The 17369-nt window shown below is 55.3% G+C and carries 17 protein-coding genes; 9 read left to right on the top strand and 8 right to left on the bottom strand.

What is annotated here, in order from left to right:
- The first annotated feature begins 31 nt into the window (after window positions 1-31).
- Complete coding sequence (locus tag CWO84_RS00335; RefSeq protein WP_033158537.1) at window positions 32-1000, top strand: L-threonylcarbamoyladenylate synthase; 969 nt, start codon at window positions 32-34, stop codon at window positions 998-1000.
- Between the two features lies 1 nt (window position 1001).
- On the top strand, window positions 1002-1466 hold the full coding sequence (gene tadA, locus CWO84_RS00330) for a tRNA adenosine(34) deaminase TadA (protein WP_033158536.1): 465 nt from the start codon (window positions 1002-1004) through the stop codon (window positions 1464-1466).
- A 206-nt stretch (window positions 1467-1672) separates the two neighbouring features.
- Here tadA and CWO84_RS00325 read toward each other — a convergent pair whose 3' ends face one another.
- Entirely contained in the window at window positions 1673-1939 is a 267-nt protein-coding gene (locus CWO84_RS00325) for a hypothetical protein (RefSeq protein ID WP_033158535.1), read from the bottom strand.
- 246 nt (window positions 1940-2185) lie between these two features.
- Here CWO84_RS00325 and CWO84_RS00320 point away from each other — a divergent pair, with 246 nt between their 5' ends.
- The 5 genes from CWO84_RS00320 (at window position 2186) to CWO84_RS00295 (ending at window position 7595) form a co-directional block, all read left to right on the top strand.
- Window positions 2186-3319 carry a trypsin-like peptidase domain-containing protein gene (locus tag CWO84_RS00320; protein ID WP_033158534.1) on the top strand — a complete coding sequence of 378 codons (1134 nt, stop codon included), beginning with the start codon at window positions 2186-2188 and terminating at the stop codon, window positions 3317-3319.
- Window positions 3320-3399: 80 nt separating this feature from the next.
- The gene (locus tag CWO84_RS00315) at window positions 3400-3636 is read left to right on the top strand and encodes a TIGR02450 family Trp-rich protein (protein WP_033158533.1); all 237 of its coding nucleotides are present in this window, start codon (window positions 3400-3402) and stop codon (window positions 3634-3636) included.
- 3 nt (window positions 3637-3639) lie between these two features.
- A complete protein-coding gene (locus CWO84_RS00310) occupies window positions 3640-5163 on the top strand; it encodes an FAD-binding domain-containing protein (RefSeq protein ID WP_033158532.1) in 1524 nt (507 codons plus the stop codon).
- A 70-nt stretch (window positions 5164-5233) separates the two neighbouring features.
- On the top strand, window positions 5234-6838 hold the full coding sequence (locus CWO84_RS00300; RefSeq protein ID WP_084153406.1) for a cryptochrome/photolyase family protein: 1605 nt from the start codon (window positions 5234-5236) through the stop codon (window positions 6836-6838).
- 184 nt (window positions 6839-7022) lie between these two features.
- A complete protein-coding gene (locus CWO84_RS00295; RefSeq protein WP_225892980.1) occupies window positions 7023-7595 on the top strand; it encodes a DUF2452 domain-containing protein in 573 nt (190 codons plus the stop codon).
- A gap of 223 nt (window positions 7596-7818) precedes the next feature.
- On the opposite strand, the gene CWO84_RS00290 is transcribed toward CWO84_RS00295, so the two are convergent.
- From CWO84_RS00290 to CWO84_RS00270, 5 genes are all read right to left on the bottom strand, one after another.
- Window positions 7819-8262, bottom strand: a complete 444-nt coding sequence (locus tag CWO84_RS00290) for a hypothetical protein (protein ID WP_129871325.1) — start codon at window positions 8260-8262, stop codon at window positions 7819-7821.
- Between the two features lie 629 nt (window positions 8263-8891).
- Entirely contained in the window at window positions 8892-9944 is a 1053-nt protein-coding gene (locus CWO84_RS00285) for a MerR family transcriptional regulator (protein ID WP_033158529.1), read from the bottom strand.
- 126 nt (window positions 9945-10070) lie between these two features.
- On the bottom strand, window positions 10071-10475 hold the full coding sequence (locus CWO84_RS00280) for a hypothetical protein (protein ID WP_033158528.1): 405 nt from the start codon (window positions 10473-10475) through the stop codon (window positions 10071-10073).
- 90 nt (window positions 10476-10565) lie between these two features.
- Window positions 10566-12383 (bottom strand): hybrid sensor histidine kinase/response regulator, encoded by a 1818-nt coding sequence (locus CWO84_RS00275; protein WP_033158527.1) that lies wholly within the window; start codon window positions 12381-12383, stop codon window positions 10566-10568.
- Window positions 12383-13036, bottom strand: a complete 654-nt coding sequence (locus CWO84_RS00270) for a response regulator transcription factor (protein WP_101051504.1) — start codon at window positions 13034-13036, stop codon at window positions 12383-12385. Before CWO84_RS00270 ends, CWO84_RS00275 begins: the two co-directional genes overlap by 1 nt.
- Window positions 13037-13490: 454 nt before the next feature.
- Between CWO84_RS00270 and CWO84_RS00265 the strand changes: the two genes are divergently transcribed.
- Complete coding sequence (locus CWO84_RS00265) at window positions 13491-13904, top strand: hypothetical protein (RefSeq protein WP_033158525.1); 414 nt, start codon at window positions 13491-13493, stop codon at window positions 13902-13904.
- Window positions 13905-14028: 124 nt separating this feature from the next.
- On the top strand, window positions 14029-14721 hold the full coding sequence (locus tag CWO84_RS24075) for a hypothetical protein (protein WP_133120627.1): 693 nt from the start codon (window positions 14029-14031) through the stop codon (window positions 14719-14721).
- A gap of 227 nt (window positions 14722-14948) precedes the next feature.
- Here the strand turns inward: CWO84_RS24075 and CWO84_RS00250 are convergent, their stop codons facing one another.
- Together CWO84_RS00250 and CWO84_RS00245 are read right to left on the bottom strand one after the other, a co-directional pair.
- The gene (locus CWO84_RS00250) at window positions 14949-15551 is read right to left on the bottom strand and encodes a DUF998 domain-containing protein (RefSeq protein WP_101051464.1); all 603 of its coding nucleotides are present in this window, start codon (window positions 15549-15551) and stop codon (window positions 14949-14951) included.
- A complete protein-coding gene (locus CWO84_RS00245; RefSeq protein ID WP_101051463.1) occupies window positions 15538-17355 on the bottom strand; it encodes a hybrid sensor histidine kinase/response regulator in 1818 nt (605 codons plus the stop codon). Before CWO84_RS00245 ends, CWO84_RS00250 begins: the two co-directional genes overlap by 14 nt.
- Window positions 17356-17369 lie beyond the last annotated feature (14 nt).

Here is a 17369-nt window from a genome sequence, read left to right as displayed (position 1 = left end):
TTTTTAGATTTTTATCTTTCGCCTGATTACTTTGAATCCTAAACCCGTCACCGAAGAATCCATCCGCCACGCCGTCGAGCTATTACGGCAGGGGCATTTGGTCGCCTTTCCGACCGAGACCGTTTACGGACTGGGCGCGGATGCCGCCAATCCCGATGCGGTTGCCAAAATATTTGCCGCGAAAGGCCGGCCGGCCGATCATCCCCTGATCGTGCATATCGCCAGCGCCGCGCAAATCAACGATTGGGCGGAAGCCGTGCCGGAGGCGGCATTAAGGTTGGCTGAACACTTCTGGCCCGGCCCGCTGACCATGATATTGAATAAAAAATCGACCGTACCTGCCGCCGTTACCGGCGGTCAGGATACGGTGGGTTTGCGGGTGCCGGCCAATCCGGTCGCGCTGCAATTATTGCAAGCCTTCGGCGGCGGCATCGCGGCGCCGTCGGCCAATCGCTTCGGCCATATCAGCCCCACCCAAGCCGAACATGTCGCGGAAGAACTCGGCGACAGCGTGGGTTGCATCCTGGACGGCGGAGCTTGTTCGGTGGGCGTGGAATCGACTATTATCGATCTCAGCGACGGCATCCCCGCCATCCTCAGACCCGGCCGGATTACCCGCAGCCAACTGAAAGCCGTACTGCATACCGACATTCGGCTGTCGTCGCAAACCAAAATTCGGGCGCCGGGCATGATGGCGGTGCATTACGCGCCCAATACCATGGCCTTGCTGTGCCCGGCCGACACCCTGATCGCAATGACCGACGATTTGTGCGCGCAAGGCAAACACATCGGCATTCTGGCCTTCAGCACGGAAATCGCCGAAATTCCCTGCCTGCATTTACTCAGATTACCGGCCGATGCCGAGCTTTACGAACCGGCTTTGTATAGCTCGTTACGCGCGTTGGATAATCTGCAGCTCGATACCATCTTGATCGAGCAACCGCCCGACAACGAAGCCTGGGCAGCGGTCAACGACCGCCTGAATAAAGCCACGGTTTAACATGACCGACGAGGAATGGCTGCGCCATGCCATCCGTCTGGCGCAGCGCGCCGAAAGCCAAGACGAAGTGCCGGTCGGCGCCGTGCTGGTTTATGAAGGCCGCTGCATCGCCGAAGGCTGGAACCAACCCATCCAGAGCAACGATCCCACCGCCCACGCGGAAATGGTCGCGCTACGCAAGGCCGGCCAAGTCTTAAACAACTACCGACTGATTGACACCACGCTCTACGTCACCTTGGAACCCTGCGTGATGTGCATGGGCGCCATCGCCCACGCCCGCGTCAAACGTCTGGTATTCGGCGCTTACGATCCCAAACGCGGCGCGGTCTGCCATGCGCTGCAACTCAGCGACGCGGCGTTCTTAAATCATCGCGTGGAATGGACCGGGGGGATTCTGGAGGCGGATTGCGCGGAACTGCTCAGCGATTTTTTCAAGGCCAGACGCCAGCAATCGAAAAACCGATAATACATCCGACCCGAACAATTTGTTCTATTGGCCTATCTGCTAGCGTGTCGAATAGCTGCCTGCCGATTGCCTGGATCCGCTTGCAGTTATTGATGCGTAAAGTACCTTGATAACAACCCTCTTAACTCTTTTATGCTTTGGCGAGCAGGCTTTTTTATTGATTATGCCTGCCTAAACTGTCTTCAACTCTCAATTACACAGCCTGTTTACTTTATTTGCGTCGATTCTGAATGTCTATTCTCGGGCTCTTCGGCTACATTTTCCAAATGCCGATGAAACATAAAACGTTGTAGCGTACCGGTATACGTCACACCCGAGTGGTAATCGTAAAGCTCCACTTCAGATTCTTCCTCGGTTTGCAATGGCGCTTTGAGCGTGGCATTTTCATGATGTTCCGCAATAGCGGCACCTGTTAATCCCATACTCAAAACGGCAAATATGGCGAGTTTTATCGTGTTTTTAACTCGTTTCATGATGATCACTCCTATCCAGTAGCAAACGATCCAGGCGTTTTCGAGACTTTGCGAATTGACGATAGTTCCTAAATCCACTGTTGATTAAAAACACACGTATCTGACTCGCTTGAAATTTGCTAAACGCGCTCCCATTTTGCCGTCGTAGCGGCTCAGTGGAATTGAATATCCCGCGCTGCCGCCGTTTAAAACAGTATTGATCTGTTCGCACGATTCTGGGTAGGAACCAACAAACCGGAGGCCGACATGCAACATCCCAATCATCCCGATTCGCCCGATGTATTCATTAAACGTGTATTCGCCGCCGGTGCAGTCGCCGCAGCGCTGATATTGCTTTGGCATTGGCAGCCGGGAGCACCGGCGACCGAATCCGCCCCGGTCAGAACCGTCGCCGCGCGCGGCGACTTGGCAGCGGACGAAAAAAGCACCATCGAACTGTTCGAAAAATCGCGAGATTCGGTGGTTTACATCAGCACCGCCGCGCTGGTGCGCAATGTCTGGACCCGCGACGTATTTTCAGTGCCAAAGGGTACCGGTTCCGGATTTATCTGGGACGAAGCCGGCCACGTGGTGACCAATTTCCACGTCATCGCCGGCGCCAACGAAGCCACGGTAAAACTGGCCGACGGCCGCGATTACAAGGCCACTCTGGTCGGCGCCAGCCAGGTGCATGACATTGCGGTGTTGAAGATCGGCGTCGGCTTCAAACGGCCGCCGCCGGTACCGGTCGGCACCAGCCGCGATCTGAAAGTCGGGCAGAAAGTGTTCGCTATCGGTAACCCATTTGGTTTGGACTGGACTTTGACCGGCGGTATCGTCTCCGCGCTGGACCGCTCCCTGGGCGGTCAGGAAGGTCCGGCCGTCGAACATTTAATTCAAACTGACGCGGCCATTAATCCCGGCAACTCCGGCGGCCCGCTGCTGGATTCCGCTGGTAGGCTGATCGGCATCAATACGGCAATCTACAGCCCGAGCGGCGCCTCGGCAGGCATCGGCTTCGCGGTGCCGGTGGATACGGTGATGCGGGTGGTGCCGGAACTGATTAAACAAGGCAAATACATCCGCCCGGCCCTGGGTATCGAAATAGACCAACAGATGAACGAGCAATTGGCGGCTTTGACCGGCACGGCCGGCGTCGCGGTATTGCGAGTGCAACCCGGTTCGGCGGCCGAGAAAGCCGGTTTACAAGGCGTATCGATAACTGCCAACGGGATGGTGCCGGGCGACATCATCGTCGCCATTAACGGTAAGGACGTCGATACGCTCTCAAAACTGTTCGCCCGCCTGGACGACCAGAAGGTTGGCGATGTCGTGAAAATCCAGGTCGTCAATAACGGCAATAAGCGGGAAGTCGAAGTAACCTTACAGCCAGGAAATTGATTCTTCGGCATGGCGCCGATCTCGCCATTTCGGGATCGGCTGGTATGCTCGGAAGCTATATTCCTTAAGCAGACCAAGCCATGCCGACCGCCAAATCACCCAGGCTGAACCCGAACAAATTACTGCTCAGCAAATGGACCGCCGTTGCACCGCAACACAAAGAAAAACACTTTATCGTCAGTAAATTACTGCTGCCGGACGACCCTGACGCGCCGTTGGAAATGATCGAACTGGAGGCAGTGTTTAGCAAAAGGGTGCAAATCATGCCGTGGCGGGATTTACGCGACACCAACAGCTGGCGCCAGGGCTGGCATTAAGCGATGAGCTACAACCTGGTCTGGTTCAAGCGCGATCTGCGGGTACACGACCATGCACCGCTGCTTTACGCCAGCCGCAACGCGCCGGTGCTGTGTTTGTTCATCATCGAACCCAGCTTGTGGGCGGCCGACGACGTTGCCACGCAACACTACCAATTTCTACGCGAAAGCCTGCTTGATTTGGACATAGCCTTGCGTAAACGCGGCGGCGGTTTGCGTATCGAAGTGGGCGAGGCGCTGGAAGTATTGGACCGGCTTTGGCAGGAAGCGCCCTTCCTGGCTGTGTATTCGCATCAGGAAACCGGCAACTGGCTGAGCTTTCAGCGCGACTTGGCCGTGCAACGCTGGTGCCGGGCGCGCAGCTTAAAATGGTATGAATTTGCGCAATTCGGTGTGGTGCGGCGCTTGCAAAATCGAGACTTGTGGAAAGCGCATTGGGAAGCGCTGATGGCGGAACCCTGCCTGGAACCTCCCTCTTCTGATTGGCTAGCAGCACCTCAACCGCCGATCTTGCCCGATCCGCAAGCTCTGGGCTTACTTCAGCCCGACCTGCCGCTAAGACAACTGGGCGGCCGCCGCCAAGGCATCGAAACCTTGCGCGATTTTCTATTCGCTCGTTGCAACTCTTACCGAGGCGGCATCTCCTCGCCCTTGTCCGCACCAACGGCCTGTTCGCGGCTTTCTGCTTATTTGGCCTTCGGCTGTTTGAGTTTACGGGAGATCGTGCAAGCCACCCGCCGCCAGTTGGCTGCTTTACCGCGCGGCGATGCCCGTCGTGCCGGTTTGACGGCCTTCATCAGCCGCTTGTATTGGCATTGCCACTTCATGCAAAAGCTGGAGAGCGAACCGGAACTGGAGTTTACCAATCTGCATCGCGGCTATGACGGCCTGCGCGAAGCGGACTGGAATCCGGTGCATTTTCAGGCCTTAAGCGCAGGCCAGACGGGTTGGCCGTTGGTCGATGCCTGTGTGGCGATGCTACAGCAAACCGGTTGGCTGAACTTCCGCATGCGGGCGATGCTGGTATCGGTAGCGAGTTATCCGCTGTGGCTGCATTGGCAACCGGTCGGCACTTGGCTGGCCCGGCAGTTTCTGGATTACGAACCCGGCATCCACTGGAGCCAGATGCAAATGCAGGCCGGCACCACCGGCATTAACACCACGCGGGTGTATAACCCGATCAAACAGGCCCGCGACCATGATCCGCACGGCCATTTTGTCAGACATTGGCTGCCGGCCTTACGCAGCGTGCCCAAAGAATGGCTATTCGAACCCTGGCGGATGCCGGTAAAACTGCAACAACAATGCGGCGTGAGGGTCGGTGTGGATATTGCCGAACCGCTGGTCGATCTGGAATCCGCTACCCGGCAGGCCAAAACCCGTCTTTACCAAGTGCGAGGCCGCGCCGACGTGAAAGCCGCCAAGGCGGCTATCGTCGAGAAACACGGCTCGCGAAAGCAGCCCACCCGCCGCCGACCAACCCAAGCCGCAGCCGGCGACTGGGTACAAACCCAGCTGGATTTTTAATGCACCAAAAAGCCTTGCTGCCTGCCAAGCTCTGCGCAGTCTGCGGTCGCCCCTTCTTGTGGCGTAAAAAATGGGCCCGAGACTGGGATACGGTGAAATATTGTTCAGAGCGTTGCCGCCGGCAACGCGGCACGGCGAAAACCGCATGACGACCTTGCGGCTCATTCTGGGCGACCAGTTAAATCCGCGGCACAGCTGGTTTGGGCAAACCAATGGCGACGTGGTTTATACGCTGATGGAAATCCGCCAGGAAACCGATTACGTCTTGCATCATGCGCAAAAAATCATCGGCATTTTTGCGGCAATGCGCGATTTTGCTCAGCATTTGTCGGCCCAAGGCCATCGCGTGCACTACCTGCCAATTGACGATAGCGGCAACCGCCAATCGCTGACTGCCAATTTGGATGCGTTGATTACGCAGTATCGGGTTAAGCATTTGGAATACCAACTCCCCGACGAATGGCGTTTGGATCAGCAATTGCGCAGCTATTGCCAACAGTTGGCCATCAGCAACCGAGCCTGCGACAGTGAGCATTTCTATAGCCAGCGCGAGGAAGCCGCAGAGCTGTTTGGCTCTCGGCCGCATTGGCTGATGGAAATGTTCTATCGGCGCATGCGCGTCAAACACCGGGTGTTACTGGCAGACAATCAGCGCCCGATGGGTGGACAATGGAATTACGACCACGACAACCGCAAAGCCTGGCCCGGCACGCCGCCGATACCCACTGACACTCGGCCCCGCCACTACCACACAGCAATTTGGCAAAGCATCCTCGCGGCTGGCGTGAATAGTTTCGGCGTAGCCGACGCCGATGATTTCCGCTGGCCGCTGAATCGCACCGAAGCCTTGCAACAACTAGACACCTTTATCGCCGACGGCCTGCCGCAGTTCGGCGATTTTCAGGATGCGATGAGCCGGCGCAGTTGGCGGCTGTTTCATTCGCTGCTGTCGTTTGCGCTGAACACCAAAATGCTCAATCCGCGTGAAGTGGTCGAACGCGCCGAACAGGCTTATCGCCAAGGCCATGCGCCACTGGCGGCAGCCGAAGGCTTCATCCGGCAGATTCTCGGTTGGCGCGAATATGTGCGCGGCGTGTATTGGGCAAAGATGCCGGACTATGCCGCGCACAATTATTTCGACCATGACCGACCATTACCCGTCTGGTTCTGGACCGGCGAAACCCGGATGAATTGTCTGGCAGCAGCCACCGGCCAATCGCTGCAATATGCTTACGCTCACCACATCCAGCGGCTAATGGTAATCGGCAATTTCGCCCTACTGGCGGGCCTGGCACCGGAAGCCGTGCATCGTTGGTATCTGGGCGTGTATATCGACGCCTTTGAATGGGTGGAATTGCCCAACACGCTGGGCATGAGCCAGTTTGCCGATGGCGGCTTACTGGCCACCAAACCTTATGTATCCAGCGCCGCGTACATCGACCGGATGAGCGATTATTGCAAGGGCTGCCACTACGACAAAAAAGCCCGCACTGGCGAGCGAGCCTGTCCATTCAATGCGCTGTACTGGGATTTTTTTATCCGCCATCGCGACAAGCTAAATCACAACTCGCGCCTGAGTATGGTCTATCGCAATCTGGACCGGTTTGCGGCGGCTGAGCTTGAGGCGATAGCCCGGCGCGCGGAAACAGTGTTAGAGGATTTGGAAAGGCTTTGAAAACAAAGACTATACCCGATTGCCGCCGCTCGGTGATTCATCGCTATAGGCGTGATATAAACTCTCCTTCTCCCTCCGGGAGAAGGCTAGGATGAGGGGAAAACCATCAATGATCGTTCGAATTCTCTGCGTTGATTAAACCTGCTGGATACTGTTTTTGTAAACTTAGCGAATACTTGGAATGATGAATTTAACAATTAAACCGGCCAATCCTCAGGGAAAGGGAGCTGTTGCTGTATTGGAAAGTTTGCAGCAAGCCAAAAAGCAGCTGATTGCCCCCGCCAAAACCATTCAGCAGATCAGCAGCGATTTATTTACCTCTCTGTTTGTTCTCAATAGCCAAATTCGGTTTAAACCGACCACGGGGCAAGCGTATTGGATGTATTTTAAGGATGAGCAATACCGCCTGTCGTTGATTGCCCCGGAACAATGGCTGTCAAGCCAGTCCGGCCGATTCATAGGCACTTGCGAATTGCAGTCGGATTTAACCTGGACTTTGGCCTTATCCGAGGCTTGCGCCAATGACGGTGCGTTTATCCAAGAGATTGCGGATCAGCGCCGGCAACTGGAACAGACACTGCAACAAGCCGAAAAAATCGACGATGTATTGCCGGTCTATATGGAAACCCTGCCTTACTATTCCCGAGTACTTGCCGCGACGCTGGCCTATTCGCTGAAGCAATCCATGCAAAAATCGGGTATTTTGGGTTTGAATTTTCGGCAAGCGGAAAAGTTACTGATAAACCGTATCGATTAAATAATCTTGCAGACGATTCGATCCAAAGTCGTTGATTTTGAGGCGTTAAAATCGGTAGTCGAGCCTAAAGCGACAGTCAGTTGAGCTTCCCAATGACCGCTAATGGATACTAATCTGAATCTGGTTTGTGGAAGTAGGCTGGGTTGAATGATAATGAAACCCAGCTAGAAGCCATTAAAGCTGAGTATCGCTGGCTCTCCACCCAGCCAACGGCCCTGAAGGGTTAATTATTTGAGATTTTTTTAATTAAATTAAAAATCTCTTTTGGATATTCACTTTTAAGCTGTTGTAATTTTGATAGATGCTCTCTAATACGCTCCCCATTCTCATATTTTTCAAGCTTTACTTTGAATACTTGATCTTCAACTAACGAAAAGTATTCTTTAGGATACATGTAACCTTTAACAAAACCATAGCCAGATTTCACTAAGGTTATTGCAATTTTATCTTCATACAGCTCAACTTGTAGCCCTTTATGTCGTTCATGTATATTTTCTGCGTAACCAGCGCTTGGCTCTGCATCCAGATAATCTCCATTCCAAGTATATTCTTCGAATGGGCCTGCTCCATTGATATGCGAAAATGCTTCAGAATTCAGACAGGCGGTTTTCCAAGAACAGAATGGATGTTTAACATTTTTATTCAGAACCTTGGTTAAGAAAGCCATAGCAATTACCTTTTTAAAATTAAATAATACAATAAAAACAAACACATATAGTGTATTGCGGCATTCGTTATTGGTCAATAAGGTGATTTTTCTGTTAACAGTAGATAGCGGAGTGCTAAATAAACATATATGAACTAGTGGTTGTTATTTAGGATACATATTTCGGTATCCCTACTAGTTAATGTTGCAGCGAGTTATTAATAACAAGGTGTGAAGCTAGTCTTATTAGTAGCTTATTGTTAGTAGAACACTAGCAAGTAGCCTCGATGAAATCGAGGATTCGAAGACCAACGCCTTTCAATTGTCGATGTTCGTCTGATAACGGTCAGAAGAGCCCCTCGATTCCGCTAACGCTGCATCGAGGCTACGCAAGACCAGCTCAGGTCGTACAGACATAAACGCTATTAGGTGACTATCCATTCCACTGCGGTCACTGAAGCCGAAGTGCGATGTTGAGCTAATGGGCGATTCCGCCCAAACTCTCGGAAAAGTTCTCCCCTCGGACTGTTCCTAAACAACAAAGAGCGTTGTTGATTTCGCACTTCTGTCAGCCTCACATTTTGGTTAGCAACTTATTCTTAGACTGAGCCACCGGGTTCGGTAAAAGAAGGCCAACCTGCTCATTCACCTTAGGCTACACAGCTCTCCGACAATCGGGCTTGACGCAGTTCGGCCATCGCCTGAAACACATAAGCCAATAGCGGCTGGTCGATAAACGTACCAAAGAACAGGTAGGGTTCAGCCTGGTTCGCGGCACGAATTTTGGCGTGGGTTTCCGGATCGTCGCCGGCGTAGGCGCGGAACAATTCCAGCCACGTCCGCGCCAGTTGCTGCATGCGCGAATCGTTCGGCGGTGTGCTGTCTTCCCTGTGTTGGCGTATCGCGGCGATCAGTGGTGGCCACTCGTCGGCGCGCTTGCCGTAGTTTTCGCGCATAAAGCTGAATTCATCGGCTGCGAGGTATTTTTCGTAGATCGTCAATTTGGTCTCGATGAACGCGCGCTGGATGTAAGCGACGACTTCCGGCGTCACGCCGGTTTTGGCTTGCATCGTCGGTTCGCCGACCATCATGGCGTTGAGTTTAACGAGTAGCCGAGGATCGCCTTGGGTGTCGCGTTCCAGCATGCTGATCCATTGCCTTGCCAATTCCTGGGCCTCGGCACTCTCGGGCGCGACCCCGGCCTGCATCGCTTCGTGCACCGCTTGAACCAGTGCCGCCCATTCGCCGGCGGTGGAGGTCTCGTCTATATCCAGTAGCGGCAAGCGCTTTAAGTCGGTGGCGGAAAAATATTTATCGTACATGGTCATCATCTCCAATGTGGTTAGCCAATCGGCAAGCTCCGGTTCTTCTCCGCGCATCAATTGCAGTTGCAGGCCGGACAGGCGGTCACGCAAGGCCTTACTTTGCGCGATCTGCTGGTCCAAGGCTTCAATCTGCCGTTCGACGATAGTCGCTAAATTCAGTCCGGGGTTTGCCAAAATGTCTCCGATGTCGGCCAGCGACAGCCCAAACCGCCGTAAGGCTTGAATTTGATGCAATCTGGAAATGTCCGCCCGGTTATACAGCCGGTAGCCGCTATCGGAACGCGCGGAAGGCTTAAGCAAACCGATGCTATCATAGTGGTGCAAAGTACGGACCGTCAGTCCGCAGCGTTTGGCAAGATCGCCCACTTTAAGCAACATGGTTTGGCTCCTTCGTTATGCGTGCCGCCAGCATAGAGCGTGACGTTGCGTCAGGGTCAAGCACCATGGTTAAGATAAATAGATTGGAACTGGGTTATTAAACTGTTGATGGCAGCGTCCTGGGCCTCAAGCCATCACATCCAGTTTCGGCGGCAAGGCCATGCCGTCGAGACGTTTAACGTTGCTCAACACTTTTTCCAGAAAAGCGGTGTCTTCGTGACGGCTTTTCTGAAATTCGATCTGCGCTTCGATCTGGCCCAAATAATCCACCTTCACGTCGCCGGCATCCCCTGCGCCGGAGGAGTTGATGGTGGCGGTGGGAATATAAGGCACGACATCCAGCAAACCGTCCACGCCGGATTTGATCAAGGCGTTGATTTCATTGAGCGAGACCCGGCGCATATCGACGGTCCGCGGCGCTTGGCTTTGATCGGCTACCTCGGCGGCTTTAGCGATTGCCGGCGACGGCAAAGTTTTTCCGCTGACTGCGCGGCTAGCGGCAAGGTTGGGTCCTATGTTCGAAATATTCATCGCAAACTCCTGGTTTTAGGGTGTGTGTCCATCGCACCCAGCAAAATAAACGCCATTTGTTGAGGCTTGGGATTGTCGAATTGGCGTCTTTTACGAGTAGTTATTGTCGGCCGCCGGCAATAGCCGGCTCAGCAGGGCATGTAACGCCACAGGGTCCAAAGGCTTATGCAGCACCAAGTAACCTTCCTGCTCGGCTTGGGCCAAAGCCGGGGAATTGAATTCGCCGCTGACCATCGCCCCGGCGGCATCCGGGCAGCGTTCCAGCAAGGCTTGCAGCAACTCGAAACCGCTTTCGCCGGAGCGCAGGCGCTGGTCGCAAAAGATGGCCTGCGGTTCAAAGCCGGCATCGAGCAAGGCCAATGCATCGTTGGCGGAGGCGGCGCACGCCGTTTCAACGCCCCACGAATTCAATAAGGCTTGCCAGGCGTTGCGCACTTGCGGTTCGTCGTCGATCACCAGACAGCGGCCGCTCAGCGTTGCGGCTTGCTCGACCGGTGCGACGGGCTGGTCAGCCGCCATAGCCCACCGCTCGTGGCTGGGAGCGGCGGCCGGCAATCGCAACCAGAAGCGTGAACCGCGGCCTTCCCGCGAACTCAAGCCCTGGCTGGCGCCCATCAAATCCGCGCAACGCGCCACTACCGCCAAACCCAAACCGTGTCCGGCGTTGTCGATGCGCCAGGCATGTTCGGGGCGGAAGAACGGCGAATAGATACGCTGTTGATCATCTTCGGCGATGCCGACGCCGGTATCCCAGACCTCGAACTGCCAGCAAGCACTGCGCCACCGCGCCGCCATCAGCACCCCGCCTTGCTGGGTATAGCGCAAGGCATTTTGCATCAGGTTGATCATAGACTGGCGCAACAACATGGCATCCGCGGTGACTAAGGCCCGGCCGCCGCTCAACCGCACTCTAAGATCGATTTGCCGTGAGCGGGCCTCTTCACGAAACAACGTGGCGACATCGTTCATCAGCGGGTCCAGCGCCACGGTTTGCAGATTGACCGGCTGGGCGCCCAGCTCGATCCTGGACAAATCCAGCAACGAATTGAACATCTGTGTAATCGATTGCACGCTTTGTTGCAGATCTTGCAATGCAGGCTGCAAACTCGGTTCCTGATTGCGGCGAGAAATCGATTCTATTAAAAAACCCATGGCATGCACCGGCTGGCGCAAGTCGTGGCTGGCCGTGGTCAGGAATTGGTTTTTGGCGCGTAAGGCGGCTTCGGCTTCCTCCTTGGCGCGCCGATAATTCTCGGCCAACTTGGCGCTATCTTCTTCCAGTTTTATTTGCTGCAGGAAAAAGCCATGGGCAATCGACGAGTGCCGGTGTATCGATAAGACGTAACTGACGCACAGAGGCATGATTAAGTGCCAATGCTCGGGAAACGCCCATGGGGTCAACAGTGTGCAACCGCCCCAAGCGGCACCGAAAAACCGCTGAAACGCACTGAATACCGGTGATTGGTGGGTGGCGTTAGCCGCCATGATTGCCGCCAAACTCATGTAAAGCAGCAAGGTATATTCGAACGGGACCCGACCGGCGATGATAAGCACCAGCGCCGCCAAGCCGAGCCCATGCGCCAAGGCCATGCGCAAAATGATGGGTAGCCAATGGGCGACTGCCGCATGCGGATCAAGGCTGGCCCTGTCACGCAAGTATTGCCGCTGTTGCAGGCGCACGGCAAGCACGACCAGAAAATACGACACCGTCCACGCCAGCAATCCCAAGACGTCTTGATCGAGTTGATGCTTCCAGTACACGAAGGGCAAGCCTACAAACGGGATAATGGTGATCCCGTACACCAGCCGGTTATGCGTCATGTCCAGCAATCGAGCTTGGCCGGCCGGGCTGATGTCGGCAAAGCGCAGCGGCTTGCTGTCCGTTGAATCGGCCAGTGTGGCTTGCATCAGGAGCCTTCCAGTTTTTTGCCGCGCAGCATGGTGATAACCTCGATCCGGTTGCGGGCGCCCAGCCGTTCCAGAATACCGGTGACGTGCTCCTTGACGGTTTGCTCGGACAGCGACAGGTTCAAGGCGATGCGTTTGTTGGGCAAGCCTTTCAGCATCATCGCCAGCACCTGGCCTTGGCGGGCGGTCAAACCCAGCTCGGCAGCAGTGACCGGCAGTTCCTTGAGCGGCTGATTGCTGCCTGTCACGGCAAATGGACCGCTGTGAAACCAAGTGTCACCCCGTAGCAACGCGGCCACGGCACGGCCGAAAATCTCCGGCGCTTCCTGCTTGTGCAGAAAGCCGTCGGCGCCGGCCTCGCGTGCCTTGTCCGACACGGCCGAATTGTCGTCCGCGCTGATTGCCAGCAAACGTGTCGCTGGGTACTGCCGTTTCATTTGCACTAACAACGGCAGCGACGCACCTTCCGGCAGCCAAAAATCCACCACGGCCAACGACGGCGGCTGGGCGGCATCGAGAATCGCCCAAAACTCGGCGATGCTGGATACCGGCCGGGCCTGGCCAAAGCCGCAATGCGATAGCAAAAAATCGGCGATACCGCTCGCCGACAGCGGATGGTCGTCGATAACCAACGCGCTAGCCAAATTTGTCACGCTCAACTCTCCCTCATGGTCGATAGCCTGGTTCGGCATTTTGCGTCGAACCAGGCTATCGCTAAAACATGCAAAATAATTACATCTTAACAAACAGCCGATGCGCCCCAATACCCTACTACGGTAGGGTTACGCCGCCGCACCGCGCTTCCGATAATGCAGCCCAGGCTCGTCGCCGTTCATCAGGGTTCCGGGTATTTTCATCCCTGCAAAACGGCTGTTTGGAGAACGCTTTTTGATCTCACTGATTTATTAATCAATAAAAGCAGCCCATGACGAAGATACGGCAAATGGCGAATTTTATAAGACATTCGATGCCGTTACATCAACCTTAGGTTTATCAATTAAAAAGAGGCGACGCTATGAAAACGTACTTTCCATTGTTACCGGTTATGGTTGTTTTAACCCTTGGTGGGCGTGCTTTACGTTTGCGCGGCAATGACAAGGCGAATCCATGAAAAATGTGATGACCATGATTGCCACGTCCATGCTCTGTTCATGCGGTTTTATGACGCCAGCCAAACAATATGCGGGCGACACGCTTAGCGCTGACGAGATTGCGGTAATCCAAAGTGTTGTGGGCACCCCTTTTGCCGATGCCTATCACGCGACCATCATCGGCTATACGAAGATCGAAGCCAACGGCGCGGGCGAACAAAAGGAATTTGGCTGGCCGGGTTTTACGGACTACCCCAGCGAGATTCATGTCTTGCCTGGAGAGTACGACATTCAAGTCTATTGCTTTAAAGGATTTTCGAGTCATAGACCCAAGAAAACCCTGGTTTTACAAGCAGGCCAAACCTATTTGCTCAAATGCGATGTCCGAAGCGATCAGGCGTTTATCGGGGTGAGCTCGCGAGCCAACTAGCCAGTTAGGGCGGTTGGATTTTACCCGCCATGGTTAACTCGATCTATTGTTTTTGTCCAGTCGAAACCCATCCTCCGAGACCAACACGCCGCTTAGCAACACATTACAAGAATGGCAATAGCTGATGCCAATGATCAAATCGGCGCCACGCAGGTTTGCCTTATGCCTGATCGTCTCTCTGTCGATACATCTTGGGATAGTGTTGACGTTGACCGATATAGACCGGCCGAGAAAATCGGCGGACCGTTTGACAGCGCTATCGGTGGAATTCAAGATCCTACGCTTAGCGGAACAAGGCAGGCAAAATCAGTTGCCGCTAAGCCCGCCGCCCAAGGTGGCTGGAGGCAGATCAAGGACGCCACCAAAGCCGGCACCGATTTTGCCTGATCATGGCGACTCTTCGCCGCGACAAACGAACAACGCCGCGCCGCGGACCGACGGGTCTGCGAATCCCGCAAACCCCGAGCCTGCCAAACTCGACCTATCCAAGGTACTGGACGATATGCGCCAAGTCGCCCGAGAATCGGCCGAACTTGCAGGGGGGAATAAGTTCGATCGCCGCAAATTGGCGGTTGCCCCGGAAAATCTTAAGGCGCCGGATAGCAGGCCCGTACAAGAATCGGAAACCTATACGCTTCCCAACGGTTACCAGCGCCGATGCGTCGTCAACGCGGATGGCAAAAAGCAATGTATGAGTAAAGAGGCGGATGATGGCAGTATTTGGAACGCTAAGATTTATTTACCGGACTCGCTGCCGGCCGACGGTAAATCCATCGAATTCGCTCGACGTCTACAGCAGGCTGTCGGCAAACATTAGCGCAGCCGGTAATCGGCTTTGAAAATATTTTCGTGGTTCAATTGAGAGCCGCTTGATTCCGCTAGGCCAAATGTCGGTTGCATCGCTTGCTTTATCGACCGCCTGACGCGGGACTTTTTTCCGCTTGGTAGCTTTACGAAAAAAGCCTGGCTAGAATCAAGGTCGTGTAACGTTTAATACCACTTGCGCCTTTTATTCGGTTACCTTGCGATTGCAATGGGGTCAATCTAGAGGCGGGCCAATTGCACAGCACTCGCTAACGTCAACCAGCCGAACAACACGCTTTCGGCAATGCGTTGAATCAGGCCCCTGTAGTCCGCCAGAAAAGGGATGGCCAGCAACACCAGAACCGTCAGTACCAGCACGCCGGAAATTTTCAAAGGGATGGCGATGCGGGAGCCGGGAATACGCCCAGACAGCAGCAAGCCATAACCGCCTCCCAGATATTCAAGCGCACCGAACAGGTTATGAATTTGCTGACGCCAGGAACCCATCAGCGGAGAGCCGGGATCGCACGGGAATAGCGCGCAAAAGACATAAGCCGTTCCCACCCAGGAAAACGCCAGTAAGCCCCGGCGTAGCGTGCGGTTCTGCTTGAGCATGCGGTACTGGCAAGCCAGTGCCAGCCATTGCATCAAGCCCACCGGCAGGAAAAGGCCGTAATTGATTGGGTCCGCCAATGGCGTTCCGAAAGCAGCCAATTCGCTAATGGTCTGGCGCATGGCGTCGTAGTTGGGGAGCGTTTGGGCGTAGTGCCAGTTACCCCAAGCCAACAGACCCGAGGAAGCCAGCCCCAGCCATCCGGCAAGACTACTACTAGGCAATTGCATTTTTCTTGGTTATCCCTGTTAGCGGATTGGATGGCAATAGCCGGCTCAGCACGGCGTACAAGGCCTCCGGGTCCAAGGGCTTATGCAGTATCAGGTAACCTTCCTGCTCGGCTTGCGCCAGGGCCGGCGAATTGAATTCGCCGCTGATCATTGCCCCGGCGGCGTCCGGGCAGCGTTCCAGCAAGGCTTGCAACAACTCGAAGCCGCTTTCGCCGGCGCGCAGGCGCTGGTCGCAAAAAATGGCCTGCGGTTCGAAGCCGGCATCGAGCAGGGCCAAGGCGTCGTTGGCGGACGCGGCGCAAGCCGTTTCCACGCCCCACGAGTTCAACAAGGCTTGCCAGGCGTTACGCACTTGCGGCTCGTCGTCGATCACCAGGCAACGGCCGCTCAGCATTTCGCCACGGCCGGCCGGCGCAAAATCCCGGTCGCGCGCCACCGCGCGCCGCTCCTCGATCCGCGCGGACGGCAGCCGCAGCCAAAACCGCGAGCCCCTGCCTTCCTGCGAACTCAAACCCTGGCTGGCGCCCATCAAATCGGCGCAACGCGCCACCACCGCCAAGCCCAAGCCGTGACCGGCGTTGTCGATGCGCCAGGCATGCTCGGGACGAAAGAATGGCGAGTAAATCCGCTGTTGGTCATCTTCCGCGATGCCGACGCCGGTATCCCATACCTCAAACTGCCAGCTGTCGTTCCGCCGCCTCGCAGCCATCAACACGCCGCCGCTTTGGGTATAGCGCAAGGCATTTTGCATCAGGTTGATCATCGACTGGCGCAGCAATAGCGGGTCGGCGCGCACCAAGGCTTTACCGGCGCTGGCGCGCACGCGCAGCTCGATTTGGCGGACGCGGGCTTCTTCCCTGAACAGCGTCGCGACGTCGTTCATCAACGGGTCCAAGGCCACGGTTTGTAGATTGACCGGCTGGGCGCCCAGCTCGATCCTGGACAAATCCAACAGCGAGTTGAACATCTGCGTCACCGACTGCACGCTTTGCCGCAAATCCTGCAAGGCGGGACCCAACAGTAAATCCCGGTTGCGGCGGGAAATGGATTCGATCAAAAAGCCCATGGCATGCACCGGCTGGCGCAAGTCGTGGCTGGCCGTGGTCAGGAACTGGTTCTTGGCGCGCAATGCGGCTTCGGCTAGATCCTTGGCGGCGCGGTAGCCTTCTTCCAGGAATATCTGTTGTAAAAAAAACCGGTGCACGAGCACCGCGTGTTTGTAAATCGACAGAATGTAGAGCGCGGACAACAGCATTACGTAGGGCCATTGTGCGGGGAATACCCACGGCAATAGCAGTGTCGAGGCGCCCCAACTGGCAGCGAAGAAACGTTGGAAAGCACTCAGGATAGGCGACTGGTGGGTTGCGTTGCCCGCCACTATCGACGCGCAGGTGACCAGAAACAGTAGCGCAAATTCGAAGGGATAGTCGCCGCTGCACATGATCATCACCGGTACCGACAGGCTGAATCCGTAAAGCAGCGCCAGCGCATGCACCTTGGGCAGCCAATGGTGCATGGCCCGTTCGGCGCCCAGTTGTGCGCAGTCGCGCCGATAGCGGCGGAACAACAGACGGACGGCCAGCGCCACCAATGTAAAAATACTGGCCCAAGCCCAAAAGGCGCGAGCGTCCCTGTCGATTTGATGCAGCCAGACAGTAAACGGTGCGGCGACCACGGGGATCAAGCCAAAACCGAAGGCGATACGCCCGAAACTCAAGTCCAGTAGGCGTAGTTGACCGTCTGGACTGATGTCCGAGAAGCAAGCCGTCCCGTCTTGGCGGGGATTAGAAAAAGGTTTTTCCATTTTGCTATTCCGAT

It is taken from the genome of Methylomonas sp. Kb3, from assembly GCF_002834115.1.
Lineage (GTDB): Bacteria > Pseudomonadota > Gammaproteobacteria > Methylococcales > Methylomonadaceae > Methylomonas > Methylomonas defluvii.
Note: the sequence above shows the minus strand (reverse complement) of the source record. Positions and strands in the feature narration are given on the sequence as shown.

Bases quoted from the DNA above. Each gene is read 5' to 3' on its own strand.
- CWO84_RS24075 (WP_133120627.1), top strand. From the start codon at position 14,029: ATGCCAATGATCAAATCGGCGCCACGCAGGTTTGCCTTATGCCTGATC.
- CWO84_RS00295 (WP_225892980.1), top strand. From the start codon at position 7,023: ATGAATTTAACAATTAAACCGGCCAATCCTCAGGGAAAGGGAGCTGTT.
- CWO84_RS00315 (WP_033158533.1), top strand. From the start codon at position 3,400: ATGCCGACCGCCAAATCACCCAGGCTGAACCCGAACAAATTACTGCTC.
- CWO84_RS00280 (WP_033158528.1), bottom strand. From the start codon at position 10,475: ATGAATATTTCGAACATAGGACCCAACCTTGCCGCTAGCCGCGCAGTC.
- CWO84_RS00300 (WP_084153406.1), top strand. From the start codon at position 5,234: ATGGGCCCGAGACTGGGATACGGTGAAATATTGTTCAGAGCGTTGCCG.
- CWO84_RS00250 (WP_101051464.1), bottom strand. From the start codon at position 15,551: ATGCAATTGCCTAGTAGTAGTCTTGCCGGATGGCTGGGGCTGGCTTCC.
- CWO84_RS00290 (WP_129871325.1), bottom strand. From the start codon at position 8,262: ATGGCTTTCTTAACCAAGGTTCTGAATAAAAATGTTAAACATCCATTC.
- CWO84_RS00265 (WP_033158525.1), top strand. From the start codon at position 13,491: ATGAAAAATGTGATGACCATGATTGCCACGTCCATGCTCTGTTCATGC.
- tadA (WP_033158536.1), top strand. From the start codon at position 1,002: ATGACCGACGAGGAATGGCTGCGCCATGCCATCCGTCTGGCGCAGCGC.
- CWO84_RS00285 (WP_033158529.1), bottom strand. From the start codon at position 9,944: ATGTTGCTTAAAGTGGGCGATCTTGCCAAACGCTGCGGACTGACGGTC.
- CWO84_RS00245 (WP_101051463.1), bottom strand. From the start codon at position 17,355: ATGGAAAAACCTTTTTCTAATCCCCGCCAAGACGGGACGGCTTGCTTC.
- CWO84_RS00325 (WP_033158535.1), bottom strand. From the start codon at position 1,939: ATGAAACGAGTTAAAAACACGATAAAACTCGCCATATTTGCCGTTTTG.
- CWO84_RS00310 (WP_033158532.1), top strand. From the start codon at position 3,640: ATGAGCTACAACCTGGTCTGGTTCAAGCGCGATCTGCGGGTACACGAC.
- CWO84_RS00320 (WP_033158534.1), top strand. From the start codon at position 2,186: ATGCAACATCCCAATCATCCCGATTCGCCCGATGTATTCATTAAACGT.
- CWO84_RS00275 (WP_033158527.1), bottom strand. From the start codon at position 12,383: ATGCAAGCCACACTGGCCGATTCAACGGACAGCAAGCCGCTGCGCTTT.